General features: G+C 45.5%; 20 protein-coding genes and 1 pseudogene. 14 read left to right on the plus strand and 7 right to left on the minus strand.

Translation table 11 applies throughout. The annotated features are described in order from the left end of the window. The first annotated feature begins 19 nt into the window (after positions 1-19). The 4 genes from dapF to KT99_RS01310 all read left to right on the plus strand — a co-directional run bounded on the left by dapF (position 20) and on the right by KT99_RS01310 (position 3,218). The gene (gene dapF / locus KT99_RS01295; protein WP_040571456.1) at positions 20-862 is read left to right on the plus strand and encodes a diaminopimelate epimerase; all 843 of its coding nucleotides are present in this window, start codon (positions 20-22) and stop codon (positions 860-862) included. Continuing rightward, the gene (locus KT99_RS01300) at positions 859-1,497 is read left to right on the plus strand and encodes a DUF484 family protein (RefSeq protein WP_005496183.1); all 639 of its coding nucleotides are present in this window, start codon (positions 859-861) and stop codon (positions 1,495-1,497) included. Before dapF ends, KT99_RS01300 begins: the two co-directional genes overlap by 4 nt. Positions 1,498-1,569: 72 nt before the next feature. Next, on the plus strand, positions 1,570-2,496 hold the full coding sequence (xerC, locus tag KT99_RS01305; protein ID WP_005496184.1) for a tyrosine recombinase XerC: 927 nt from the start codon (positions 1,570-1,572) through the stop codon (positions 2,494-2,496). Further along, positions 2,496-3,218: an HAD-IA family hydrolase gene (locus KT99_RS01310; protein ID WP_005496185.1), complete on the plus strand. Its 723-nt coding sequence runs from the start codon at positions 2,496-2,498 to the stop codon at positions 3,216-3,218. Before xerC ends, KT99_RS01310 begins: the two co-directional genes overlap by 1 nt. An 84-nt stretch (positions 3,219-3,302) precedes the next feature. On the opposite strand, the gene ric is transcribed toward KT99_RS01310, so the two are convergent. From ric to prmA, 4 genes are all read right to left on the minus strand, one after another. Further along, complete coding sequence (gene ric, locus KT99_RS01315; protein WP_005496186.1) at positions 3,303-4,019, minus strand: iron-sulfur cluster repair di-iron protein; 717 nt, start codon at positions 4,017-4,019, stop codon at positions 3,303-3,305. A gap of 191 nt (positions 4,020-4,210) precedes the next feature. After that, a complete protein-coding gene (gene fis, locus KT99_RS01320) occupies positions 4,211-4,516 on the minus strand; it encodes a DNA-binding transcriptional regulator Fis (protein WP_005496187.1) in 306 nt (101 codons plus the stop codon). Between the two features lie 18 nt (positions 4,517-4,534). Next, positions 4,535-5,503: a tRNA dihydrouridine synthase DusB gene (gene dusB / locus KT99_RS01325; RefSeq protein WP_005496188.1), complete on the minus strand. Its 969-nt coding sequence runs from the start codon at positions 5,501-5,503 to the stop codon at positions 4,535-4,537. Between the two features lie 149 nt (positions 5,504-5,652). After that, positions 5,653-6,534, minus strand: a complete 882-nt coding sequence (gene prmA / locus KT99_RS01330) for a 50S ribosomal protein L11 methyltransferase (RefSeq protein WP_005496189.1) — start codon at positions 6,532-6,534, stop codon at positions 5,653-5,655. A 406-nt stretch (positions 6,535-6,940) separates the two neighbouring features. Between prmA and KT99_RS01335 the strand changes: the two genes are divergently transcribed. From KT99_RS01335 to KT99_RS23175, 7 genes are all read left to right on the plus strand, one after another. Continuing rightward, complete coding sequence (locus tag KT99_RS01335; protein ID WP_005496190.1) at positions 6,941-7,672, plus strand: fumarate reductase cytochrome b subunit; 732 nt, start codon at positions 6,941-6,943, stop codon at positions 7,670-7,672. 142 nt (positions 7,673-7,814) lie between these two features. Beyond that, complete coding sequence (locus KT99_RS01340; protein ID WP_005496191.1) at positions 7,815-8,531, plus strand: fumarate reductase cytochrome b subunit; 717 nt, start codon at positions 7,815-7,817, stop codon at positions 8,529-8,531. A gap of 251 nt (positions 8,532-8,782) precedes the next feature. After that, the gene (locus KT99_RS01345; protein ID WP_005496192.1) at positions 8,783-10,795 is read left to right on the plus strand and encodes a fumarate reductase flavoprotein subunit; all 2,013 of its coding nucleotides are present in this window, start codon (positions 8,783-8,785) and stop codon (positions 10,793-10,795) included. Further along, a complete protein-coding gene (locus tag KT99_RS01350) occupies positions 10,792-11,535 on the plus strand; it encodes a fumarate reductase iron-sulfur subunit (RefSeq protein WP_005496193.1) in 744 nt (247 codons plus the stop codon). The genes KT99_RS01345 and KT99_RS01350 overlap by 4 nt, the downstream gene beginning before the upstream one ends. Before the next feature lie 853 nt (positions 11,536-12,388). Further along, positions 12,389-13,255: a hypothetical protein gene (locus KT99_RS01355; RefSeq protein WP_005496194.1), complete on the plus strand. Its 867-nt coding sequence runs from the start codon at positions 12,389-12,391 to the stop codon at positions 13,253-13,255. A gap of 35 nt (positions 13,256-13,290) precedes the next feature. Beyond that, the gene (locus KT99_RS01360; protein WP_005496195.1) at positions 13,291-16,779 is read left to right on the plus strand and encodes a zinc-dependent metalloprotease; all 3,489 of its coding nucleotides are present in this window, start codon (positions 13,291-13,293) and stop codon (positions 16,777-16,779) included. Positions 16,780-16,946: 167 nt separating this feature from the next. Next, positions 16,947-17,069 carry a hypothetical protein gene (locus KT99_RS23175; RefSeq protein ID WP_269461395.1) on the plus strand — a complete coding sequence of 41 codons (123 nt, stop codon included), beginning with the start codon at positions 16,947-16,949 and terminating at the stop codon, positions 17,067-17,069. Positions 17,070-17,176: 107 nt separating this feature from the next. Here KT99_RS23175 and rho read toward each other — a convergent pair whose 3' ends face one another. Beyond that, positions 17,177-18,445 (minus strand): transcription termination factor Rho, encoded by a 1,269-nt coding sequence (rho, locus tag KT99_RS01365; RefSeq protein ID WP_005496196.1) that lies wholly within the window; start codon positions 18,443-18,445, stop codon positions 17,177-17,179. Between the two features lie 306 nt (positions 18,446-18,751). Beyond that, on the minus strand, positions 18,752-19,078 hold the full coding sequence (gene trxA, locus KT99_RS01370; RefSeq protein ID WP_005496197.1) for a thioredoxin TrxA: 327 nt from the start codon (positions 19,076-19,078) through the stop codon (positions 18,752-18,754). Between the two features lie 175 nt (positions 19,079-19,253). Between trxA and rhlB the strand changes: the two genes are divergently transcribed. Both rhlB and KT99_RS01380 read left to right on the plus strand, forming a co-directional pair. Beyond that, the gene (gene rhlB, locus KT99_RS01375) at positions 19,254-20,570 is read left to right on the plus strand and encodes an ATP-dependent RNA helicase RhlB (RefSeq protein ID WP_005496198.1); all 1,317 of its coding nucleotides are present in this window, start codon (positions 19,254-19,256) and stop codon (positions 20,568-20,570) included. Between the two features lie 16 nt (positions 20,571-20,586). Next, positions 20,587-21,498, plus strand: coding sequence for a Ppx/GppA phosphatase family protein (locus tag KT99_RS01380; protein ID WP_005496199.1), 912 nt, complete (start codon positions 20,587-20,589; stop codon positions 21,496-21,498). Positions 21,499-21,708: 210 nt separating this feature from the next. Here KT99_RS01380 and KT99_RS01385 read toward each other — a convergent pair. Continuing rightward, positions 21,709-22,593: pseudogene (locus tag KT99_RS01385) on the minus strand (IS1595 family transposase). Between the two features lie 327 nt (positions 22,594-22,920). Between KT99_RS01385 and KT99_RS01390 the strand changes: the two are divergent. Next, the gene (locus KT99_RS01390; RefSeq protein ID WP_040571457.1) at positions 22,921-25,923 is read left to right on the plus strand and encodes a TonB-dependent receptor; all 3,003 of its coding nucleotides are present in this window, start codon (positions 22,921-22,923) and stop codon (positions 25,921-25,923) included. The last annotated feature ends 337 nt before the right edge of the window (positions 25,924-26,260 follow it).

Here is a 26,260-nt window from a genome sequence, read left to right on the forward strand (position 1 = left end):
TATTTAAAGGAGACCTAACTTGATCCATTTCACTAAGATGCATGGTTTAGGCAATGATTTTATGGTGGTTGATGGCGTAACACAGAATGTGTTTTTCTCGCCCGAGCAGATCAAACGCCTTGCCGATCGAAATTTTGGTATAGGTTTCGATCAGTTGCTTCTGGTAGAGCCTCCTTATGATCCCGATCTTGATTTCCACTATCGTATTTTTAATGCCGATGGCGGCGAGGTTGAGCAGTGTGGTAATGGTGCACGCTGTTTCGCTCGCTTTGTGCGTAACAAGGGATTGACCAACAAACAAAAAATTAAAGTCAGCACCTCCAACGGCAAACTTACCCTGCGCCTAGAGCAAGACGGCAATGTCACCGTGAATATGGGCATTCCGGTACTCGAGCCAAGCAAGATCCCCTTTAATGCCAAGCGGCCTGAAAAAACATATTTGTTACAGACCGACACTGCAGAATCTAAGATGCAGACCTTTCTCTGTGGCGCCGTTTCAATGGGTAATCCTCACTGTGTTTTGGATGTCGAAGATATTCAGGCTGCAGATGTCGAGGGGATTGGCGCATTATTGACTCAACATGAGCGCTTCCCCAAGGGAGTGAATGTCGGTTTTATGCAGGTGATCAACTCGGGTCATATTAAACTAAGAGTATATGAACGCGGCGCGGCAGAGACGCTTGCCTGTGGTACGGGTGCATGTGCTGCGGTCGTCGTGGGTCAGTTACAAGGTAAGCTAGATAAGCGTGTACGTGTCGATCTACCGGGTGGTACCTTGACCATTAATTGGGATGGAGAGGGTAAACCTTTATGGATGACTGGGCCTGCCGAACACGTATATGACGGACAGATACAAACATGACTGAAATAATTAATGTGAAAAAACAACTGCCTTTCGATGAGATACTGATTCGAGAATACTTGCTGGATAACCCTGATTTTTTCACTCGTTATCCTGAGCTGCTGTTGGCAATGCGAATTCCACATGCGCAGCGTGGTACCGTGTCCTTGGTTGAGCGCCAACAAGAGATACTGCGCAGCCGGGTACGGCAGTTAGAGGAGGAGATCACATCCCTGATGGGGATGGCTACCCGTAATGAGATGATCTACATGTTCAATAGCAAGCTGTCACTTAAACTGCTTGAATGTGAAGATCTCGGTGAACTGAGGCAAGAGTTATCCGAAGGTTTAAAAACACAATTTCAGTTTAGCCATGTTCGATTAATCACGGTACATGACATAGATAGCGAGTTGTCGCGTATCTGGAGTAAGCGCCTGAGCCAAGGTTATTATTTTGGTCGACTCACTACAGCAGAATCGAAACGTTTATTTGGCTGCGAAGTTGGCTCTGTGGCCTTATCTAGATTATCGGATCGATGTGGTCAGGTTATTTTTGCCATCGCGAGTCAAAATGCGATGCATTTTCATTCGGAAATGGATAATCTTTTTCTGGATCAACTTAAGCAACTTATAGATCATCTATTGCCTAAGCTTTAACTGTACTCAGAGTATCTTGCCTAGAGTCTGTAAGTAGCATAACGACAAGGCTCGTGGCAACCAAGGAATTAGATGAATGCTAACTGGTTTAAACGGTTTGAGAGTTACTGTCGCTCCGAGCGACAGCTTTCGGCACATACAGTACGAAATTACCTATACGAGTTGCATCGAGTCTCCGCTAAACTCGAAGAAAATGCCTGCTTATCTTTCTTGTGGTCAGAGGTCAGCCATGAACAAATTCAGCACGTCTTGGGGCAATTACACCGCCAGGGCCTGAGTCCTCGTTCTCTGTCATTAACACTTTCCGCGGTAAAGCAGTTTTGTGACTTCTTACTGGGTGAGGGGGTCATTAACGCCAATCCAGCTAAGAGTCTGAGTGCGCCTAAGCAAAATAAACCCCTGCCAAAAAATATGGATCTCGACTCTGTGACTCACCTATTAGAGATAGACGCCGACGATCTCTTGAGTGTGCGTGATAAAGCCATCATGGAGCTGTTTTACTCCTCCGGTCTAAGACTCGCCGAACTGGCGGCTCTCGATGTGCTTGCTATCCGCTTTGCCGAACGGCAAGTTAAGGTGTTAGGTAAAGGAAGCAAGGAAAGGATTGTTCCTGTAGGTCGATGTGCGATCCAAGCTATCCAGGCTTGGTTAGCGTTGAGAGAGAGTATTCTTTGCCAAGATGAGGCATTATTCGTCACAGCCAAGGGAAAACGATTAGCCCATAGAAGCATACAAGCCAGATTAGCTAAGTGGGGACAAGAGCAGGCCTTGAATATGCGGGTGCATCCGCATAAGCTACGTCACTCTTTCGCGACTCATATGTTGGAGTCGAGCGCCGACCTGCGTGCGGTGCAGGAGTTGCTTGGTCATGCCAATCTCTCGACGACTCAGATATACACAAGTTTAGACTTCCAACATCTGGCAAAAGTGTACGACGGGGCTCATCCAAGGGCCAGTAGAGCCAAGAAGCTCAATAGCACGAAAAGGGAGGAAAGCTGATGGCGCAGATATATCTCAGGCCTAGAGCCTATCAAGCGATTAGCTTCGACCTCGATGACACCTTATATGATAATGGTCCTGTGATCGGGGCTGCTGAAGCTTCACTGCTACAATTTTTACATCAGAATTATAGCGAGACTCGTCGTTGGCAAAGGGATGACTGGATAAAGCTCAAAACAAGTATTATCCACAATCAGCCTGAGCTTGGCCATGATACGACTGCCGCAAGATTGAGCATGTTGGAACAAGGCCTGCTTATGCTGGGTTATTCCCGAGAGCGTGCCAAATCCGGTGCCATGGCCGGTTTGAATTGCTTCTTACACAAGCGCTCTGATTTTACCGTTGCAAGACCTGTAGTAAACTTGCTTCGAGACTTGAGTGTTAAATATCCATTAATCGGCATCACCAACGGCAATGTCGATGCCGATAGAATCGGTCTGGGTGATGTGCTGGATTTTGTACTTCATCCTGGCGCAGGCACACGTATGAAGCCTTACCCGGATATGTTCTATAACGCCTGTCGTCGACTCGATATTCCACTACCTAGTTTACTGCACGTCGGAGATAGTCATGCAGCCGATGTTATGGGAGCCAGGATGGCAGGCTGTCAGTCTGCTTGGCTCAATCCAAGCTTCGGCCGAGATAAACCACACAGATTCGGTCAGCTGTTACCCCATGTAGAAATCCAAGACATACATGAGTTACAAGGATTAATTGGGTAAATTATCCATCATCACGAAAAAGGCCAGCACTGTTACAGTGCTGGCCTTTTTACTGTCTATTTTTAGTTTATGTCGTCTGATTTATTATGCAGACTGCGCCAGAGCCTTGGGGAACAATATATTGTTTTCCAGATGAATATGCTGTTTCAAGTCAGCCTCAAACTCCGCCAGAGTGGCATAGCAGACACGCCAGGTGGTACAAGCATGCTCAGGTGGTTGGAAGTGATTAGTGAGCTCATGGAGCTTTTCGAACATCTGTATAGCCTCATCATGCTCATGTTCCATGGCGTTGATAGGATTGCCAATATGACCGAAGCAGGCGTCAACGGTTTCTCCGGCGGCCATGGCCCTGATTGCGGGGAATAAAATCTTCTCCTCCTTCATCAAGTGAGGCACCAGATCTGCGATTAATGCCTGAACCAAGCCGGCAAAAGGTTTTATCTCCGGATGATTTTCGCCATGGGCGCGTACCATCTTCTGGCTGTATTCGAGCAGGAGTGGGGCTTTCTCTCTCACGTAGGTATGATGGGTATCTTCGATATAGTCGATCAGTTTATCGATGGCTAGTTGATTGAGTGTATCTTCCTTAGGGCCCGAAGTATCTATGGCGACCAGCGCGGCTTCTACCTCGGCTAAGTCTGCAGCAGATTTGTTACAGGCCGAGGCGAGTGAACGTCCGCCACCGCAACAGAAATCGATATCGAATTGACTGAATACATGCGCGGCGCGAAAATCATCGGCTACCAATTTTCCGACGCGTTGCTGGGATAGTTTAAGATCCGATTGAGAAATTGTGCTCATACCTGCTCCAAAGCTGTAAATTATATATACCTTTAGTGAGGATGTTATTTGGCACTCAGCTTATGGACAAGTAAAACTTGACTAATTTAGTCAGGAATAGACCTTTTTATGATGTAGATTAAACTTAGGTGAAAAATTAGCCATAAAAAACCAGCCGAAGCTGGTTTTTTTATTTAGTAAGGAAAGAACGACTAGTTCATGCCGTACTTTTTCAATTTTTTGCGCAGAGTACCACGGTTGATACCCAGCATGTTCGCAGCGCGAGTCTGGTTACCACGAGTGTGCTGCATGATGATATCTAGCAGAGGAGCTTCAACTTCGCTCAACACCATTTCATATACTTCTTCAGCTTCTTGTCCGTCCATCTGAGCGAAAAAGTTTGTTACAGCGCGCTTTACAGCGTCACGTAGTAACTGAGGCTTAATAGTACCGTTAGCTGTTTCGATTTTGCCAACTGTAAGCTGATGAGTTTCTGTGTTAGTAGTCTGATCAAACATTCGTATTCTGCTCTTTAATTAATTCTGTGCAATTTCATCAAAATAGCGTTCCACCATGGAACATTGTTTTTCAACAGTTTCCAGCCGATTAAACTCGGCACGGAATGGACGCTGTTCTTCCTGGTCCAAATACCATCCAACATGCTTTCTAGCAAAACGGATGCCCTTATACTCACCATACAGTTCATATAAGTTTTCAAGATGTTCCAGCATCACAAGGCGCTTTTCATCCATCTCAACAGGCGCTAGCTTGTTACCCGTATCCAGGTAATGTTGGATTTCTCGGAAAATCCAAGGCCGTCCTTGGGCACCTCGTCCTATCATGAGAGCATCGGCACCCGTATGGTCAAGCACGTAGCGTGCCTTCTCTGGGGTGACAATATCTCCATTCGCAATAACTGGGATCGAGATATTCTGTTTAATAGCCTTAATCGTGTCGTATTCGGCGTCGCCTTTATACATGCACTGTCTAGTTCGGCCGTGAACGGCTAATGAGGCAATACCACAATCTTCGGCTATCTGGGCGATTTGAACACCATTCCTGTGCTCTGGGGCCCAACCGGTTCGAATCTTCAGTGTCACTGGTACATCGACTGCGGCTACCACGGCCTGTAAAATTGCTTTTACCTGCTCTGGGTTTTGCAGCAGAGCTGAACCCGCTAGCTTCTTATTCACTTTCTTAGCAGGACAACCCATATTGATATCGATGATCTGTGCTCCCTGTTGTACGTTGACAACAGCGGCATTGGCCATCAATTCAGGATCGGCGCCTGCGATTTGCACGGAGCGTATCCCGTTTTCACCAGCATGACTCATGCGCTTGCGGCTCTTATCTGTGTCCCAAACATCGGGATTAGATGAAAGCATCTCTGAAACCGCCATGGCAGCGCCATAACGAACACAAAGATTTCTAAAGGGTTGGTCTGTGACACCTGCCATTGGTGCCACGATCAGCTGATTTTTCAGTTGATAGGGTCCAATCTGCATTCTCATCATACCTACGCTTCAAAGGGGCGCCATAGTACGTCTTTTTTGAGTCGGTGAAAAGGTCAATAAATGACCTGAGTGAAACTTTTCTTCTTGACTTTTGCAAGCTGAGAATAGTTAGGCGGAACAAGGTGTACCTCCCTTTACAGCTATTTACGTATCCCTGTCAAGCGGCTCCAATCTTCTTTGTGAACTGGCGCATCCATATCGAACCATTGTGTGTAAAATTCGGCAACTTCATCGGCTTGTTCTTTTAACAGCCCCGATAGGGCTAATTGACCACCGGATTTTACTTTTTCAGCAATTAATGGGGCTAATTCACGTAGTGGTCCCGCAAGAATGTTGGCAACTAAGATATCGGCCTTAAGATCCTGCGGTTGCTCTTCCGGAAGGTAGAGACTGAGTCGATCTTGTACATCATTGCGCTCGGCATTGGCTTTAGATGCTTCGATTGCCTGATAATCAATGTCGATTCCAGTGACTTTTTTAGCACCTAATTTTAGCGCCGCGACGGCTAAGATGCCTGAGCCGCAACCGAAGTCGATGACTTCTTTATCGGTTAACTCCAGTCCATCTAACCATTCGAGACATAAAGCGGTAGTCGGGTGAGTACCGGTACCGAATGCTAAGCCGGGATCTAATATCACGTTAACCGCTTGCGGATCTGGGATTTCACGCCAACTAGGGCAGATCCACAGTCGCTTGCCGAATTGAATCGGGTGGAAGTTATCCATCCATTCGCGTTCCCAATCTTTGTCTTCGACCTGTTCGATCTTATAACGAAAATCGGTACCTAAATAAGGCAATGATTTTAGTTGCTCAACAAGGATGGCAAGATCTCTATCGGCTTCGAATAACGCAGTCAGTACGGTGTTATTCCAAAGTGGTGTTTCACCCAAGGTTGGTTCGTAAATAGGGGTATCTTTACCATCTTCGAAGGTAATAGACAGTGAACCTTCTTCCATCAGCAGATCGCTTAATGCATCTGCGTGTTGGCTATCGGTATCAATTTTCAGTTGGATCCAAGGCATGGAATCGTCTCGTTACTTGTAAAATTGCGACTATTGTATACCCAAGCCTGCATGTATTGCGAGTTTCAAAGCAATGTATGGCCTGAGTTAGACTAGGTAAACATACAAACCGATCACCAGTGATTAATCTAGGTGTTTATGGGTGAAAATAAGTTGTGCTATTACTTATCTTGCTGAAATAAATATAAATATATCATCGATTATCTCGTTTGAATGCTGTTATTAACCAATTGAATTAAATTGGTTAATTGGTCTTACCTCTGCCGGCTAACTTAGCCATTGTTTGTGACAGGCTTCAAATACTCAGACTTAATCTAGTGAGTTAAATCACGAAATGTATAGGGCACATCTTCCATCAATGATCTTCCTGCTAGAGTGTAAATCCCGACAATAGGCAGATAAGAATATGACAGTGAGAACTCTATTACCCGCATCCGCTACCCCAGATATCGGCGGACATCCTTGGTCTGCGAAAGCCGATAAAATTCAAAGTGCCACAGGTATCTTGTTGGGCTGTTTCTTATTAGCACACCTACACTTCGAATCGAGTATTTTGCTCGGTAAACAAGCGTTTTATCAGGTGGTGCAAATACTGGAAGGCGGCATGTTCAGCGAAACAGGCCATGGTTTTCCTATTGTGACTCAAATCTTTTCAATGTTAATTTTGCTGGTTGTGATCCTACATGCGGCGGTCGCGCTGCGTCGTTTCCCGGTGCAAATTGGCCAGTGGCGAGCACTTCGCAGGCACATGAATGTCATCAAGCATAAAGATAGTCATGCCTGGTTCTGGCAACTTGTTACCGGCTTTATTTTGTTTTTCTTAGCACCAGTACACATATTTACCATGATCACTAATCCTGAAATTGGTCCTCACCTGTCTGCGGAACGTGTTTATCACGCCAATGCCTGGTTGCTCTATGCCTTGCTGCTTCCAGCTGTGGTTATCCATGCCATGATAGGTTTGTACCGTGTTGCAGTGAAGTGGGGGATAACCGCTAACCGATCAGGTTTAAGAAAGCTGGCTAAAGTCATGATTATTTACCTTATTACTATCGGTGTATTTAGCTTAGTTTCATATATTTACATAGGTCACGGTTTATCTTTGCCTATTGAGCCTTATGTTCCAACTGGCCATTAGTCATGATTAGATAAGGATATCCTTGATTATTTAGAGCTGAATTGATCTACCTCACTAACATTGAGTGATTTGTGGGCGACATTATCATTATCCTTTATAAGGTTTTTAGATCATGTAGCAAGTCAACACTCAGTGAGGACATATGACTATTAATGATTCTGCAATCGCAGAAAGTACGACAAATACAATAACGACAACAAGTACAAAGATTAAGGCGCGAGGAAGACGCTGGATTGCCTGGCTTGATATCAGTCAGAGTCTCTCTGGTGTGATTTTAGCGCTGTTCTTATGGACGCATTTAGTCTTGGTTTCATCAATCTTACTCGGTGGCGATGCGATGAGCTGGGTTGCCGGCTTGATGGAGCTGAGTTTTCTGAGCAGCGACGGCCATGGCTATCCTTGGATAGTTTCGCTTATTGCCATGGGGATAGGCACGTTAGCTTTCATTCATGCCTTGGTAGCAATGCAAAAATTACCATTGAGTCTAAAGCAGCAGCTAGCACTTAGAAAGCAGATGAGCGCCATCAAGCATGGTGATACTCAGCTTTGGGTTACCGGTGTCATTATCTTTGTTTTACTGCCAGTGCACCTTTGGCTTATCGGCTCGGCGCCAGAAACCATAGGCCCTTCGGGTTCGGCGAGCAGGATCTGGAATGATGGGGTGTGGCTGTTATATCTGCCGCTGTTGTTGAGTGTTGAATTACATGCCGCAATTGGCATTTACCGGGTGGCGATAAAATGGGGCGCGGCCAGAGACTTAAATACCCGCGCCCGTATGAAAAAGATAAAAAATATCATAAGTGTCGTCTTCGTTTTGATTGGATTAGCGTCGCTATTGGCTTTCCTTCCATATGCATAACGGGTGAGTTGTAGGACCGGCTTTAGCCGGGAGGGAATCAATTCATTGAACATCGGGGCTAAAGCCCCTCCTACAGGAAAGATTGGGGCCTAGCCCTTCGAATAGGCGCAGCCGTCCGCGTAGCGACAGACCAAAGGTCACCATCTTAGCTTTAACCTTCAGCTGTTATTACTTTGAACTTACGGCTTAAAGCTTAGAACTTAGAACTTAGAACTAAAAAACCAGAACCCTAGGCTTTAAAAGGAGCAAGTGTGAAACTGATATATACCGATTCTTTAGTGGTTGGAGCCGGATTGGCTGGCTTACGAGTTGCCATCGCCTCCAAGGAACGCGGACTCGATACACTAGTGCTTTCTCTTACTCCTGCCAAGCGGTCACATTCCGCTGCGGCGCAAGGGGGCATGCAAGCGAGTCTGGGCAATACCGTGAAAGGAATGGGTGATGATGAAGATATTCATTTTCAGGATACGGTAAAGGGTTCCGACTGGGGTTGCGATCAAGATGTCGCACGTATGTTTGCTCACTGTGCCCCAAAGGCTGTAAGAGAGCTGGCAAACTGGGGCGTCCCCTGGACTCGGGTGACAGAAGGTCCAAGACAAATCGTGGTGAATGCCGAAAAGGTCACCATAGAAGAGGCTAAAGAAGCCCATGGTTTGATCAACGCCCGTGATTTCGGTGGCACTAAGAAGTGGCGCACCTGTTATACCGCAGATGGTACCGGACATTCCTTGCTTTATGCGGTCGATAACAAGGCTATCTCTATGGATATTCCTGTCCATGAACGCGTCGAAGCCTTGGCAATCATTCATGATGGTAAGCGTTGTCAAGGTGTGGTAGCGCGCTGCCTGATAACCGGAGAGCTAAGGGCTTATATCGGCAAGTCGACCACGATTGCTACTGGCGGTTATGGTAGGATTTATGAAGTATCGACCAATGCCATTATTTGCGAAGGTATCGGTCAGGCGCTCGCCCTAGAAACTGGCGTTGCCAAGCTGGGCAATATGGAAGCGGTGCAGTTTCATCCGACTGCCATCGTGCCTGTGGGCATTCTGACGACCGAAGGCTGTCGCGGTGACGGTGGCTTGCTAAGAGATAAAGACGGCCATAGATTCATGCCGGATTACGAGCCGGAGAAGAAAGAACTGGCTTCCCGTGATGTGGTTTCTCGTCGTATGACAGAACATATGCGTAAGGGCAAGGGGGTTGATAGTCCCTATGGCCCGCATTTGTGGCTCGATATTACCTTGCTTGGTCGTAAACATATTGAAACTAATTTGCGTGAAGTGAAAGAGATCTGTGAGAACTTCCTGGGGATTGACCCTGCTAAGGAGTGGATCCCGGTTCGTCCCACTCAACATTATTCTATGGGGGGGATCCGCACCGATAAAACGGGTCAAAATCCGCAACTGAAAGGCTTGTTTAGTGTCGGTGAAGCTGCGTGCTGGGACATGCATGGCTTCAATCGACTCGGTGGTAACTCGCTGGCGGAAACCGTGGTCGGTGGCATGATTATCGGTAAATATGTTGCCGATTTCTGTGAAGAAAACACCTTAGAGATAGACACAGGACTTGCCGAATCATTTATCGATAAGGTGCGCAGCGAAATTGACGATTTAGTGGAGGGTGAAGGTACAGAGAGTCCGTTTGTGATAAGAAAAGAGATGCAAAGGATCATGATGGATTATGTGGGTATTTTCCGCAATGGTATCGAACTCGATAAAGCGGTTTCTGAGCTGCAAGGGCTACTGAAACGCTCGCGTGATATTGGCCTTAAATGTAACAAGCGCCATGCAAATCCTGAATTGGTCGCAGCGCTACGTGTTAAGCGCATGATTAAAGTCGCACTCACAGTGGCATGCGGCGCGGCCGCACGTACAGAAAGCCGTGGTGCCCACGCTCGAGAAGACTTCCCCCAAAGAAACGATAAAGACTGGTTGAATAGAACGCTTTCGAGCTGGCCTGATGAGAATGCCCTCTCTCCAGAGCTGAGTTATGAGCCGCTGGATGTGATGAAGATGGAGCTGCCGCCTGGGTATCGAGGTTACGGTATCGACAATGCTATCGCTCATCCTGATACAGAGAAGCGGGAGCAGGAGATCGCCAATATCATCAGTGAGCTTGGAGAAGATGCCGACCGACATCAGCGGCAAAATGCAATTATGCCCTTCGAAGTCCCCGAGGCTCTGCAGCCTAAAAATGAACGTTTAAGTGATAAGCTGACCGAAAGCGGTGAGCCTGCGGCAGTGAGGAAAATAGCCAAATGAACCTAATAGAGACTAAAGGGCGTAGCTTAACCTTCAATATCTTCAGATATGACCCACAAGAGGCGGGTGATAAGCCTAAGATGGTGAAGTATCAAATTGAAGAAACGCCGGGCATGACAGTATTTATCGCGTTGAACATGCTACGTGAGCATCAAGATACCTCTCTGCAGTTCGATTTTGTCTGCCGTGCGGGCATTTGTGGTAGTTGCGCCATGGTGATAAATGGCTTGCCAACGCTGGCATGCCGAACGCTGACCAAGAATTACCCCAAAGGGGAAATAACCTTGATGCCACTACCTGGCTTTGAGCTGATAGGCGATCTCTCGGTGAACACCGGCAAGTTTATGCGTGAACTGGCTGAGCGACTCAAGCTATGGTTACACCCAATGAGTGAAGATGCCGACGTTCATAGACTCGAGACACCTATGTCTCCGCAAGAGGCGGCTAAACTCTATGAGTTGGATCGCTGCGTCGAATGTGGTGTCTGTGTATCGGCTTGTGCCACTAAACAGATGCGAGAGTCCTTTGTCGGCGCTGTGGGCATGATGAAGCTGGCCAGATTCGAGCTCGATAGCCGAGATAGTCGCACTACAGAAGATTTTTATCATGTCATAGGTAACCAGGATGGTGTGTTTGGCTGCATGACCCTACTCGGTTGTCAGGATAATTGTCCCAAGGACTTACCCCATATGCAGCAGATCGCGTATTTGCGCCGTAAGATGGCAATGGCTCAGTTTTAGCTTTCTGCATACCCTGTCTAGCCCCAATGCCTGCTTGAAGCAGGCATTCTTTTTTGTTCGGGTTGCCGACTGCGGTAGCATTACCACCACAGAGGTTAGGGAAGCAACTTGAAACCAGTTTGTTTATTCGAAGTACGCCGAGCTCGAGGCTCACTGTTTCGTCTAACTTAAAGTTTCATTCTGTCGTTAGCAATTATTTATTAATTGGACTGGCTGATTTTTATCCGCGTAACGACATAGAGTTAGATTCCTTTATATTCAATATTCCCCAGAGTGATTTGTTAATAATTTACTTAAATTCTGATTTACGGTGTTAATGATTGGTTGCGCCTCTGTGTTGTTGATTTTTATTTGTGATATTGTTCAAGATTATTAAATTATTTGGCAATAAATCTATCTTATTACTATTGATTATTCTCAGTTTAAGAGTCTATTATTAAATAAGTGTATCAATTCGTATCCTCCTTTATTAATTCGTTATCAGCGAAATTGAATGTGTGTAAATTATTTTTAAATTGATTGATTGTTATGCTTAGAATAATATTTATTGTCTGCGTTAGTTAATAAGGTGATGCTTATGTTTAATTTGACCTTATTATTCCGAGATAAACTTCCCTTTTAAATTAGCATGTTGTCATGTATTGATAGAGCTTGCATGTGGCTTTTTCTCAGAGTGGATTTGGTCTTACTGTTGGCGGGTGAAATATGTAAGTTCAACTCTTCTATTGAGTGGTTAACTGGTTAAGTGTTTTGCCAATATATTGTCAGCATTCTTATTGTGACGCTTGAACTGTTATTTTGTTTTTATGTGAAATAACGAAAAGAAAATTGATGATTAACTTAGGTTGAAAACATGGAACCAACGAAAAAAAAGTGCCTTGCGTCGAACGATTACCAAAATAAATTTGGCATAACTGCTTGTCTGGGATTATTGATATTTATTTGCTCATCTATCGTGCCTGCTCATGCCGTGATTGAATATGATATTAAGCCTGATAAAGAAGTCAGTAGATGGTCAGGTTATGTTAGTGCGGGTTATACGCGAAACGTCTATGGTGCCGAAAGTTACCATGCTTATGAGGCTTTTAACATAGATGGCAGGGTGAGTTATCGGACTGACTGGGGCAATTTGATGTTGACCCTTGGTGGGGAGCAGGAAACGCTTCATGGTAAGGAGTCGAGCTTCTATGATCCCTTTCTCGAGTACCGCACACCAATTTATCACTTATCCGCTACCGTAACCATTAAAGGTAGTGCAGGTGTCTATCTGCCTGCCAGTCGATATTCTAAGCGGGATAACTTGCAATATGCACCACGTGTTGGGGCCTACGTTTTCTGGAGCCCGCTTGAAAAGCTGCAATTCTATGTGTCCCCCCGTTATCGTTACAACGCCTATCAGTACAAGACTGCCGGTGAGCGGGTGTTGATCGAGCATCAATTCGATACTCTGGTCGATGCATTCTGGATGATCGACTCGAACCTTTATCTTGAAATGAATGGTCGTTATCGGATATCGAAAAATTATTACGGTAGACGCATGGATGACAGCTTTACGTTCGCCCAAGAGCTAGGGTGGCAGTTTAATGAAGACTGGGTCCTGGCACTGGGACACAACAACAGCGGTGGTTTTTATCACCCTGAAATCGGCTCTTCCAAGGGGTTCGATATCTACAATAAGAAGAGCTCAACTTTTTATCTGTCGGTTACAAAATATCTATAAAAATGCATTTATAAAAACATATCTATGAGGTTTTAATGAAGAAGTCAATGCTAGGCCTTGCCATCACTAGTGCTATCGCACTCAGTGGTTGTGGTGCCGGAGAGGAGCCCTATAAGGAGCTTCCCAAGGATGAGAAACAGCTCACTACGGCTGCTATCGATAAGGCGAGTGAGCGTCAGTATCTGTATATTCGTAGCGTGGGCAAGGCACCGCGTTACGCTGCAGCTATTCGCGGTTTCTCCCAGGGCGATCCCAAACTCGTGACTCTACGCAGGACTGAGAATGGTATTCAGGTGCGACAAATCGATCGTGATGCCATCGGCTTGGGTCATGATAGTCGTTATAGTGATGATTATAACCAGGCTCCAGTATTAACCATACCTGGTAAGTATATCGACTATAGATGTACCGAAGACAAGTGGCGTGAGTGTATCAATGTCGAACAAGAAAATACCGACGCCGATCTGAAGTGGCAGGACAAAAAATACTTTGTGCCTGATTTCGCCCAGGCGAAGATCGCCGAAATGAGCTATACCGATCTGGTCACCTTTGGCCAATGTGTGACCGAGACCGAAGCTCCGCGTCTGGTTAATTCAGGTGATTGGAAAGGCTACGAGATTGATCTTGCCAAGGGCGTGATCAACTTCGAGATTGAACACACCTATCAGGCTGACTCAAGTTGCCTCTATGATTTTTATCGCGGTAGCTTCGATAACTTGTCTTTCACCACTACAGAGTATATCTCGATTGTGGCGATCGATGAGCTGGCGAGCCAAGATTACCAGACAATACCTTACAGCGAAGATGAGAACGGCAGCTACGGTTTCTTCAGAACGACTCACTCCTATCGTGATGCGACCGATAGCTCGGGTGTAGATGGTTATGTTCGCAGCTATTTGAACCGTTTCAATCCGGCCAAGGAGTCGATTACATATTACCTGAGTAATAACTTCTTCCTGCCGCAGAATAAGCCATATCTGGATGCAGCCAATCAAACCATCACGGCGCTGAATATCGAGAATAAGCTGTTTAATACCGGCTTCCCCGAGCTCAAGCTTGAGCAGGCGCTCGACAAACGTCATGGTGACTTGCGTTACAGCAACATCACCCTGTTCGATGAGCCCCTGGACAATGGTCTGGCGGGTTACGGCCCTTCTGCGGCTAACCCGCTTACCGGTGAGATTGTCAGCGGCCGGGTAAACCAATACAGCTCTAACCTGAAGCAAGGTTCGGTACGCTACTACCGCCAGGTGCGTCTCGATTATAACCGTGGCAAGCTAGATGCGGCTTCGGCGACCGAGCTGACCGGTGTGCCTTACGGCGATATTGATACTGGCATAGTCACAGAGCCTAAAGTAACCATACCGGCGACGGATGACGGCATGTTGGCCAGGTCGGTCGAACATCTGGCTTCACTCGCCCCGGTTTCACCATTTAAATCCATGGATAACAGCTTCGATGGGCTTGCCAGCTTAGATGCCGATACTCAGGCCTTCTGGTCAGAGAACTCCATGATGCATGTGGACACAGTCTTTGCCGAAGGTGGTAAGAATCGTGAACTGCCACGGGGTATCAAGGGCCATAGAATTGACTGGACCAATGCTCAGATGTGGGTCGATGGCGATGTTGGCGGTAAGCTGATTGCCTTCGAGAAGATGCCTGTCTCTTTGCAGGACACCTTGACGACTCAGCTGGCTGCCCAGGGGTTTGCCGGCACGCTGAGCCATGAGTTAGGCCATAACTTCGGTCTGCGTCATAACTTCGCCGGTAGCCGCGATACGGCTAACCTCTTCACTCAGGCCCAGCTGGATGAGTTGAGTACCGCCTTGACAGCCGCGGGTTATCCGACCCTGAACGCCAAGGCTGAATTTTCCAGCCAGATGGACTATAACGTCAACCGTTTCGCGACCTTGCTGCAGCCCTATGATTTGGCGGCACTGCGTTTCGGTTATGCCCGTGAGGTTGAGCTCAACCCGGCAGCAGACATGGTCGCCGAGGTTGCTCAGGCTAAACTTGATGGCACCTTGATCAAGCGTGATTTTGTGTCGCTCAAAGCAGGAGATGAGCAGCGTCGTCAGGAGCTGGCCGCAGGCATAGTCAACGGCGAGACCCAATTTGGTTCCCTCTACAGCGTGGCGCAGAACAATGATCTGCGTTATTACGCCTACTGCACCGACGGTCATGTGAGCCTGAACAGTAACTGTAACCGCAGCGATGCCGGCGAGACTCTGGATGAGATCACCGAGTTCTATATCGACAGATATCAGGACAGCTACGAGACCAGTAACCTGCGTCATAACCGTCAGACCCTGTTCGAAGATAATAGCCTGAGCTACACGGTGCGCCGTAAGCATCAGTTCGATGAAATTCGTCAGTTTATCGAAGATGTCACAGGTATCGAAGACAGAAATGGTTTAGCTGAAAACTCCATTGCTACTTGGTGTGAGAGCAATCCTAGCGCCTGGTATTGCAGCTACCAACGCTCGGTAGATATGTCTGCTGACTTCTTCCTTAACTTGGTCGGTGAGAATGATGCTACGGTCAATGTCACCTTTAATTGGGTTAAAGATGGTACGCCAGCTTTTACACAAAGCTATAATTTCGCCACATTGTTGGAGCAGTATCGCTCCAAGAGTGCTGATATGACTAACTCGTTAGCACTGGGTGAGGTGATCAGTAAGTTCTCTGACTCACCTGAAGCCTTGAAGGAGTTGATTCTCAAGTACGGCATCACGCCGGATTACCAGGATCAACTGACACCCGAAGTGGTGTTTTCAGGTCGCCTGCTTAACGGTATCAAGGCGCCGGCTTCCTCGCCTAACCACCCCTATGTCAACGAGCGTGACGTGTTGGGTGTTTGGCCCGACAAACTGTTAGCGGTCCGAGCCTTAGTGTCGCGCACCACAGCGCGTAGCACTACCGGCCGTGGACATAGAGCCTTGGTGGATATGCCTGCCGTTGAGCCTGTGTTTAAGGGCATGCTATGCAAGATGGTGATGGGTGACGGGACTGGCTATACCATGATCACCGAGCAATGCGATCTAGACGAAAAAATCACTCAATACCTGCCTGAGTTTACCGATTTTGCCGAGCAGAGTATCGAGCCATTGCCTAACTATGATCGCTCGGTATCGCGCTACTTTGGTTTCGACACCGTTAACGGTCAGCCAAAAGGCAGAAGCAACCTGTTAGAGATGATGTTGCGTCAGGTGGTATTAGCCTCCGTTGATAGCGATTATCAAGGTGAGCAGAAAGCCCGAGTATGGCGCGAGTATGTAGGAATTCACCTGGATGGTCCTTCAATAGATAAGCAGGCCGAGGTGACGCTGAATGGCCGTATCTATGTGGCAACGTCAGAGAATACGCTTGCCCTGGCATTGATAAATCGTATTGACGAGCTCGAGGCTGCAATAGAGCAGTTTAAAGACATTGATGTTGATAATGTTAAAACTGCCGTGGCTAAATTTAAAATACAGCTCGATAGAGATCGTCTGGTACTGACCTATCTGCCGGTACTGGACTAAACGCTAAGTTATACCGATTACTTTCGGATGAGGCTCACGCGCCGTGAGCTATCATAAAATAAGTGACTCAAAATGCCGTTGTGGAGATGATCCTCAGTGGCATTTTTTTGGTTGGAGCTATGTGAGTTTGCATGTTATCACAGTGGCTAAATGGATTTACTCGGATAATGCTATTAGATACAAAGCTGCTTATTCGAAGTATCAGCAGCCAGTGGCTCACCTATGCCGGAGAACGTGATCTGAGCCACTGCCGCGGAGCCCAGGTAGAATCTGTGCTGGATCAGGTCTGAAGGATATGATGTGAATGAAACAAGCTCATAAAAAAAGCCGCAACGAGTGCGGCTTTGTTATAGCGAGTGCTAATCACTATGTTTCACAAGGAATAGAGGCAAAGGCTTTAGGCTTTACTACCGCCTCTCATTGCGTTGAAGAATTCTTCGTTCGTCTTGGTTAAGGCTAACTTGTCGATAAGGAATTCCATGCCTGAGACTTCATCCATAGGATGAAGGATCTTACGCAAGATCCACATCTTCTGCAGCTCATCAGGCGTCGTGAGCTTCTCTTCACGACGAGTACCAGAGCGGTTGAAATCGATAGCTGGGAAGACACGCTTCTCGGCTGCTTTACGGGATAGGTGTAACTCTTGGTTGCCAGTACCTTTAAACTCTTCGTAGATAACTTCATCCATCTTAGAGCCAGTATCGACCAGGGCGGTTGCAATAATAGTTAAGCTACCGCCATGTTCGATATTACGTGCCGCACCGAAGAAGCGCTTAGGACGGTGTAGTGCATTTGCATCGATACCACCGGTAAGAACTTTACCCGACGATGGAATCACTGTGTTGTATGCACGAGCAAGACGAGTGATCGAATCCAACAGTATGACCACGTCTTTCTTATGCTCAACCAGACGTTTAGCTTTTTCGATAACCATCTCGGCTACCTGTACGTGACGGCTGGCTGGCTCATCGAAGGTTGAAGCTATGACTTCACCTTTAACCATGCGCTGCATCTCGGTAACTTCTTCCGGACGCTCATCGATAAGCAGCACCATCAATACCACATCCGGGTTATTGTGGGTGATGCTTTGAGCCATGTTCTGTAGCAGTAATGTCTTACCAGCCTTTGGCGGCGCAACAATCAGGCCACGTTGACCCTTACCGATAGGTGAACATAGATCGAGAATTCTTGAAGTAATATCTTCGGTCGAACCATTACCACGTTCCATACGCAGGCGCTCTTCGGCATGCAGTGGGGTAAGGTTTTCGAATAAGATTTTGTTGCGGGAGTTTTCAGGTTTATCATAGTTGACTTCAGATACCTTTAGCAGCGCAAAATAACGCTCGCCCTCTTTTGGTGGCCTGATCTTGCCGAAGATAGTATCACCGGTTCGCATGCTGAAGCGACGGATCTGACTCGGAGACACATAAATGTCATCTGGGCCAGCAAGGTAAGAAGCATCTCCGCTACGAAGGAAACCAAATCCATCCTGCAGAATTTCGAGTACACCACCACCGAAGATATCTTCACCGCTTTTGGCGTGGGCTTTTAGGATTGAAAATATGATGTCCTGCTTACGAGCACGGGCGGTATTTTCAACTTTCATCTCTTGCGCTAGCTTTACTAAGTCTGAAATCGACGTGTCTTTTAATTCTGATAAATTCATCTTGGAGGGTCTTTTTATGCGAGGTAATGCTATTTTTGATCAAGCGATCATAGAGTGTGTAAGTACAATGTGAATGTTGAACGAATAGCTAGATGTGGGTTAATAGAAAGAGTCTGGTTATTAAAGTAGCACTATAGCGACTGTGCGTCTAGGGTTTTAGTATAACCTGACACAATTTAACAAATAACCTGTGTCAGGTATCACTATATTCCCAGTATCTGCAGTAATTTCACGCTTATCGTATGATTTTTAGGATAAACAGCATGCAGCTGGGCTGTCTATATTTTGGTTATAGGTTTTACGCAATTATAGTTGAGCGTCGATAAACTCTTTTAATTGAGTCTTAGACAGTGCGCCAACTTTAGTGCCTGCCAATTCGCCGTTCTTAAAAATAAGTAGAGTCGGGATACCACGAACACCATACTTAGCTGGAATCACGCTGTTTTGATCGACATTGAGTTTAGCGATAGTCACTTTACCTGCATAGTCTTCGGCAACGTCATCTAAGAACGGCGCAATCATTTTACAAGGGCCACACCACTCAGCCCAAAAATCAACAACTACGGGGAGTGCTGATTTTATTACGTCATTTTCGAAGCTGTCGTCACTTAAATGTACTATCTTGTCGCTCATGATGTTCTCCAGTTAGGGTGCCATCGCTGGTTTGTTAATGGCTTAACCTGTATATTGGGTCTGAAAAATAACTTTTCAAGGCGATTTTAATAACCTTTAAAGGTACTTTTTATAATTAGTCGCTATTTCAAACGATTGAGTTTCTTATTGCAACCCCAACTGGTATGCTGCCGCTATGAGCGAAACACATTTATCTAATCAGAAGTTTGCCGACTTTTCCCTTCATGAAGGGATAAAAACAGCACTTAACGAGAGCGGCTTTGAATTTTGTACGCCTATTCAAGCAGCATCATTACCGATCCTTTTGCAGAAAAAAGATATCGCGGGTCAAGCACAGACCGGAACAGGAAAGACTTTGGCTTTCCTTGTGGCGACTTTTGAACATCTGCTATCTAGTCCTATTCCTGAAGGTCGTCAGCTAAATCAGCCGCGCGCTATGATCATGGCGCCGACTCGTGAGCTGGCTATCCAAATCGCTAGAGATGCGACGCTATTGGCAAAACATACCGGTTTGAAAGTCGGTATTGTCTATGGTGGTGAAAGCTATGAAGTTCAGCGTAAGGTACTAGATAAAGGTATCGATATACTTATCGGTACCACGGGACGTATTATCGATTACGTTCGTCAGGGCATCATAAATCTGAGTGCAATTCAAGTTGTAGTGCTCGATGAAGCCGATCGTATGTTCGATCTTGGCTTTATTAAAGATATACGCTTCCTATTTAGACGTATGCCAGATGCCAAGTTGCGTCTGAACATGCTGTTCTCTGCGACCCTTTCTATGAAGGTGCAGGAGCTGGCTTATGATCATATGAATGAGCCAGAGAAAGTTGTTATCGCGCCGAACGAAAAAACCTCCAAGAACATCAAGGAAGAGATTTTTTATCCATCTATGGATGAGAAAATGCGCCTGCTATTGTCACTTATTGAGGAAGACTGGCCAGAGAAGGCGATTATTTTCTCTAATACCAAGCACAGCTGTGAAAATGTCTGGTCTTGGTTATCGGGTGATGGTCATCGTGTCGGTCTGCTAACCGGTGATGTGCCACAGAAGAAGCGCATTCGTATTCTTGAGCAGTTCACCACGGGTGAGCTGGATTTCTTAGTCGCTACCGATGTCGCGGCTCGTGGTCTGCATATCTCTGATGTATCACATGTATACAACTATGATCTTCCCGATGACTGCGAAGATTATGTGCATCGTATTGGTCGTACCGGCCGTGTGGGTAAGAAAGGTGTGTCCATTAGTTTCGCCTGTGAAGAATACGCCATGAACCTGCCAGCGATTGAGGAGTTTATTGCTCACTCGATTCCAGTGTCTAACTATGATAATACTGCGCTACTGGAAGATATTCCGGCACCGATCAGAGTTCATAGAAAGCACAATAGTCGTCCTCAAGGACGTGGTGGTTCGGGTCGTTCGAGTGGCAGTCGAAGTGGTAATCGTAACAGCGCACCTCGCCGTCACGATAAGACCCGTAGACATTCATAAAAACTCGTATTAGAAGATGATAGCACCTCGCTATGCCGCTATTACCTTAGGTTCTAATAGTTTTAATATGCTGGTCGCCGAAACAGTGGTAGGCCAGCCAAAAATTATTGCCAAGTACAAGCGTAAAGTGCGTCTCGCCGAAGGGATTCAGGACAATGGCTCCCTGAGTGAAGAGGTGTTATTGCGTGGACTGGACTGCTTGTCCATGTTTGCCGAGATGCTCGAGAAAGAGGGCGTCAATAGCGAGAATATCGCGGTTATTGCGACTGCGACTCTGCGTAATATTGCCAACTCCGATGATTTTTGTCACCGAGCCTTATCTATTTTAGGTCATCCCATTGAAATTATTACCGGCATGCGTGAAGCCGAGTTGATCTATCAAGGCATGGTGGCCACGACTCGTGGCGAGGGTCGCCGCCTTGTTATCGATATTGGCGGCGCGAGTACCGAGTTTATTATCGGTGATGGTGATAAAGTGTTATTGAAAAACAGTCTAGCTATGGGCTGTGTCACCTTCAACGAGCACTTCTTTAATTCAATGCCACTGCAAGAGCTAGATTTCGAAGATGCTAAATCCCAGGTTAAAAATATACTGGGTGCGCATTTAACCGAACTAAAAACTTTAGGCTGGCACTGTGTCGTCGGTGCGTCCGGCAGTGTGCAATCTGTTGTCGAGCTTTTGAGCCATAGAAATCAATCTACTAGCATTACTCCCGATGTGCTTTACAAGCTAAAACAAGAAGTACTGGCGCAGTCAGATCTGTCGATGACTGAGATTGCTGGTTTAAATCATGAGAGAGCGCCAACCTTCGCCGCAGGGATCTCTATTTTGCTTGCCTTATTTGAACTACTTAATATAGATAAACTAAACCTCTCTGGCGGTGCATTGCGTGAAGGCGTGCTGCAAACCTTAGCTAATCGACTCTAGATAAAACCTTGCTAGGGTATCTTGCCTAATTTACCTTTCTTCCTGATTGATTGATTGATTCTGCTTATCTGTCAGGCTGTATATCTGTCGTGCCACACTTCCTTTGTTCTATTGATATCGATTGGTATGACTCCCATTCTTTTTAAACAAAACAGAAACAAATTAGTTAAAAAACCATAGCGGATATAAAAACATGCTTATGTACCTCACTCAGTACGAATGTACAGGCGCATGAATTATTGCCAGATTTAACCGCCTATTAGGGATTTCTTTTTCCATTTTTCTTCGGTTAAACCGATAACAGAACTCACTAAGGTATTCGTGAAGGTATTTTCCCGAAACTCCATGAAATGTGCCGAGTAAAAAGGCTTTTAAGTTACCTATTGCAATATGAACCCAAGGCAACCATTCATCGACCAACTCACTCGGTGTAACCCTAGCTTCATGCTGTTGAGTGTTATCTATGATATTCAAAGCGGCTAGTCCGTCAGTATGAACTTCTTGCTGTGCATTTAAGTGCCTAGCAACAAAATCGTTAACGGCTTCACGACAAATACTGTCGACGGCCTGCATAGCGATAAATCCCGCGCGTTTCACTTTGCTTTCAACAGCAATTAACACAGGCGTTTACCCTGCGGCTCCACGTCCGCGTTTACCTTTTCTCTTTCCCCCAACGAAGGCATCATCAATTTCAATGAGACCTGAAAGCCTATATAGACTGTCTCTATGACCCATTGCCGTTCTCAACTTACTCAATATTAAGCGTGCCGTTCGCCAATTAACCTCAATGAGTTTACTGAGCCTCAATGCTGAAATGCTGCCTTTATCTGAGCCGAGAAAGTAGATGGCCCAAAACCACTTCGCTAAGGGAATACGGCTACCATGGAATACAGTATCTGCGGTGACAGATGTTTGTTTATGACACTGACTACATTCATAGACATCACGAGTAGTGAGCTGATAACTATGCTCACAACTGCACCTAGGACAAATAAAACCAGTAGGCCATCTGATGTGCTTTAGGTGGTTTAAACAATCAATTTCAGAACCAAACTGGCGTTGCCATTCAAAAAAACCAGCTTCAGGCGTTTTCATCGTCAATCTCACTTCTAGTCGTGATTTATACAATAAGAATAGACTGAAACTGACTCATATGCAGAGGCATGTATAAAAAAGCGTACTTCCCACCAAGTTGTTATATTTATTAACAATTATCCTCTTCTAAAACTCTAACAAGCTAGATCTATCACTGAAATTGATCTTCAAATGACCTTAGTCTTGGGGTTTTTGTGTATATTACAGATTGTATAAAGCATGTAATTAATGTTATTGTTTTGTTGCGCTTGGTTCGTTTTGTACTCAAATCAACTAATAATATTTTGCTAAGCGCGTACTCAGAGAAGGTTTAAGGGAGAATAAATTATGTCTGGAAGTAACGCGTTTAAGCGATTTACACCAAGAAAAACACTGGCAGCAATCGCTGTAGGTTCAGTATTAATGATGTCGGCACCGGCTGCCATGGCTGCCGATACCAGTATTGTTAAGGGCCACATCGTTAATAGTGACGGTGCAAAGGTTTCAAATGCTACTATCACTTTGAAGCATAAGACTAAAGGTCTTGTGTATACCGTAGAAACTAACGCAAAGGGTGATTACTTCTTACGTAATGTCCCGGTTGGTGAATATGACGTCAGCATCACTAAAGATGGTTTTGTTAAGACTCAAGAGTCAGGTGTCAGGGTTCGTATTGGTCAGCCAGTAATTCTAGATGGACAAATAACTGCTGTCGGTCTTGATAACGTCGAACGTATAGCTGTCACAGGCAGTATGATCCGCCGTGTCGATATGGGCTCTTCCACATCCGGTGTGACGTTCAGCCAAGATGAGCTCAATACCATGCCTGTCGATTCAGGTTTTGAAAATATAGCCTTACTTGCTCCAGGTACGTCAGCTCCAGGTGGTGACAGTTTTAACGGGGCTTCAAGTTTCGGCGGCGCGTCATCTGCAGAGAATGCGTATTATTTGAATGGTCTGAATATTACTAATATCAGAACTGGTCTTGGTTCCCTTAGCTTACCTTGGGAGGCTATTGCTCAAACTCAGGTCAAAACAGGGGCTATCACTCCTGAATTTGGTAGTGCCATTGGTGGTGTTATTAATGCCGTATCTAAGTCTGGTGATAACGAATTTCATTTTGGTGTTGAAGGTCGATGGGATCCAGCATCATTAAGATCGTCACATGATTCTATCTATCAAGCAGATGGAACTATAGATACTAATACTCAGCAAACGACTGAAGATTTCAAGCAGGCCAGAATTTGGGCGAGTGGTGCAATCATAGAAGATAAACTGTTTTACTATGGCTTGTATGAGCCTAGTCAAAATGATTTTGAGTGGGCCTCTCAAACGGTTTATAAGGAAAAAGATCGAGAGTCTAATCGCTGGTTTGTTAAGCTTGATTGGTATATGACAGAAGATCATTCTTTTGGTTTTATGGCGATGAATAACAAGCGTACATGGACCACAACCACTTACGCCTATGATTGGGAAACCAATCAAATTGGAGAGCAACAAGGCGTTGAGGCTCCAGGGGAAGATGGCGGTAAACTATATAGTTTGAATTATAATGGTTATCTAACTGATGACTTCTCAGTTTCTGCCGTGGTTGGTCGAGTTGAGGAAAATGTAGAAAACCGTGTTGCCTCATCAAACCCTGGTGTATGGGATGAGAGAAATGGTTCATTTGTTACTTTGAGCCAGCATACTAACTCCACAGTTGTTGAGCAGCATTACGTGCGTGATCAGGCTCGTATCGATTTCAACTGGGATCTTGAAGACCATGCCATCAGCTTTGGTGTCGACTATAGTAGCGTATCGGTTGATTATTCAGAGGACCAGAACGGTATTGGTGAAGCGCAAGGTTGGTGGACCATAGCAACTGCAGGTGCCAATGATATCTCTGGTGCCGCTGAAGGCGAAGACTATATTGAGCGCCGCCGTCGTTCGACATTTGCTAATAACGATTCAGAAGTGAGTTCATTCGCTTACTATATCAATGATTCGTGGCAGGCAACTGATAATCTTGTTATTAATGCTGGGGTTAGAGTCAACAGCTATAAAAATACTGTTTCAGATGGTCGAGCTTATGTGGATCTCGATAATCAGATAGCGCCTAGATTACAGGCTATTTATGATCTGCATGGCGATGGTACTTCTAAGATATTTGCCACATATGGTCGCTATTTTCAGCCTGTATCTGTCAACATGAATATCAAACAAGGTGGTTCTCAGCGAGAAGTATTCGATTATTATGAGCTGGATCAGCTCGATAGTGATGGTCACCCAATTATTACCGCCGATGGATCTCCAAGCCGCGGTGTCAATATTCGTGATACACGTGTAAGACAGCAAGGCATTACTGAACCTGGTTTAATCGCTTCATCTTCACTCGACTCAATGTTTTCTGATGAATTTACTCTTGGTTATCAGCAAGAAGTATTTGAGACAATGTCTGCTGGTGTAAGAGTTATCTGGCGTGATCTTGGTCGCGGCATCGAAGATACCGATGTTGGGCCGATACTCAGTAAGAAACTCGCAGAGCTTGGTATCGAAGATAATGTAGGCCAAGGTTCTTATTATGTTCTGCATAATCCAGGTGATGCAGTTAACCTGAGTTATGATTTTGATGGTGATGGTCAAGTCGATAACATTACTCTTTCGCCAGAAGAGATGGCGTTAGATTCGATGCAGCGTCATTATCTGGCACTGGAATTAACACTCGACGGTAGTATCACTGATGACTTCCGTATTAACTCTTCTTACACCTTGTCTAATAACTGGGGTAATACCGAAGGGCTAGTTAAAACAGATAATGATCAGGCAGATCCGGGTTGGACTACTTCATATGATTATGGCGATCTGATGGACCATGCTTATGGTGACCTGCCAAACGATCACACACATGTGTTTAAGTTTAATGGTAGCTACGATATTACCGAAGAGTTTATATTGGGTTTCGTCACTAGTATCAGCTCTGGTCGTCCACAAAACAAATTCTCGGTTCACCCTGAAGGTGTAGATAGCTGTGCACCGGGTAATCCATGGGATGCTTGTATCAGTCGTTATTATGGTCATGCGAGTCACTATGATGAAGATGGTAACCCATCTTCACGCGGTACTGCTGGTACCTTACCTTGGGTAGCCAAAATCGACTTATCGTTAATGTACAGAACCGAACTGTTTGATGGTGATTTTAGTGTTAAAGGCACTGTTTATAATGTGTTGAATTCTGATACTGCTACCAACATTAATGAAGAGCGTACGGCTTATGGCGAAGATGGTTTGATGCTAAATCCAAACTATGGAATGACAACTGGACGCCAAGAAGAAAGATACTTCTCTCTTGTCGCTCGTTATCAATTCTAAGGACATCAAATAATAAAAAAAGGCCGCATTCGCGGCCTTTTTTATTATCACAATTGTTAAATGTTTCCCTTCATTTTAGTCTTTATTTCATTTAGACATATTTAGATACTTTTATACCTATTGCATTTCTAGTTACTGTTAGCCACTTACAGGTGATTTATTTAGCGCTAGCTGGTGGTAAAAGGTTAGGCTATTTTTGTTCAGCAAAGCCAATAATTCACTGCTTTAAAGTGATTAACCCTTCCGCCATTAGTCACTTCTTATCAGAATATCCCAAGTTTTAGTGAGCTGCATAAATACTCTAAAACTCTGCATTAATCCAATTGTTGTGTGGGGG

The sequence above is a fragment of the Shewanella benthica KT99 genome (assembly GCF_000172075.1).
In the GTDB taxonomy this organism is placed as follows: Bacteria; Pseudomonadota; Gammaproteobacteria; order Enterobacterales; family Shewanellaceae; genus Shewanella; species Shewanella benthica_A.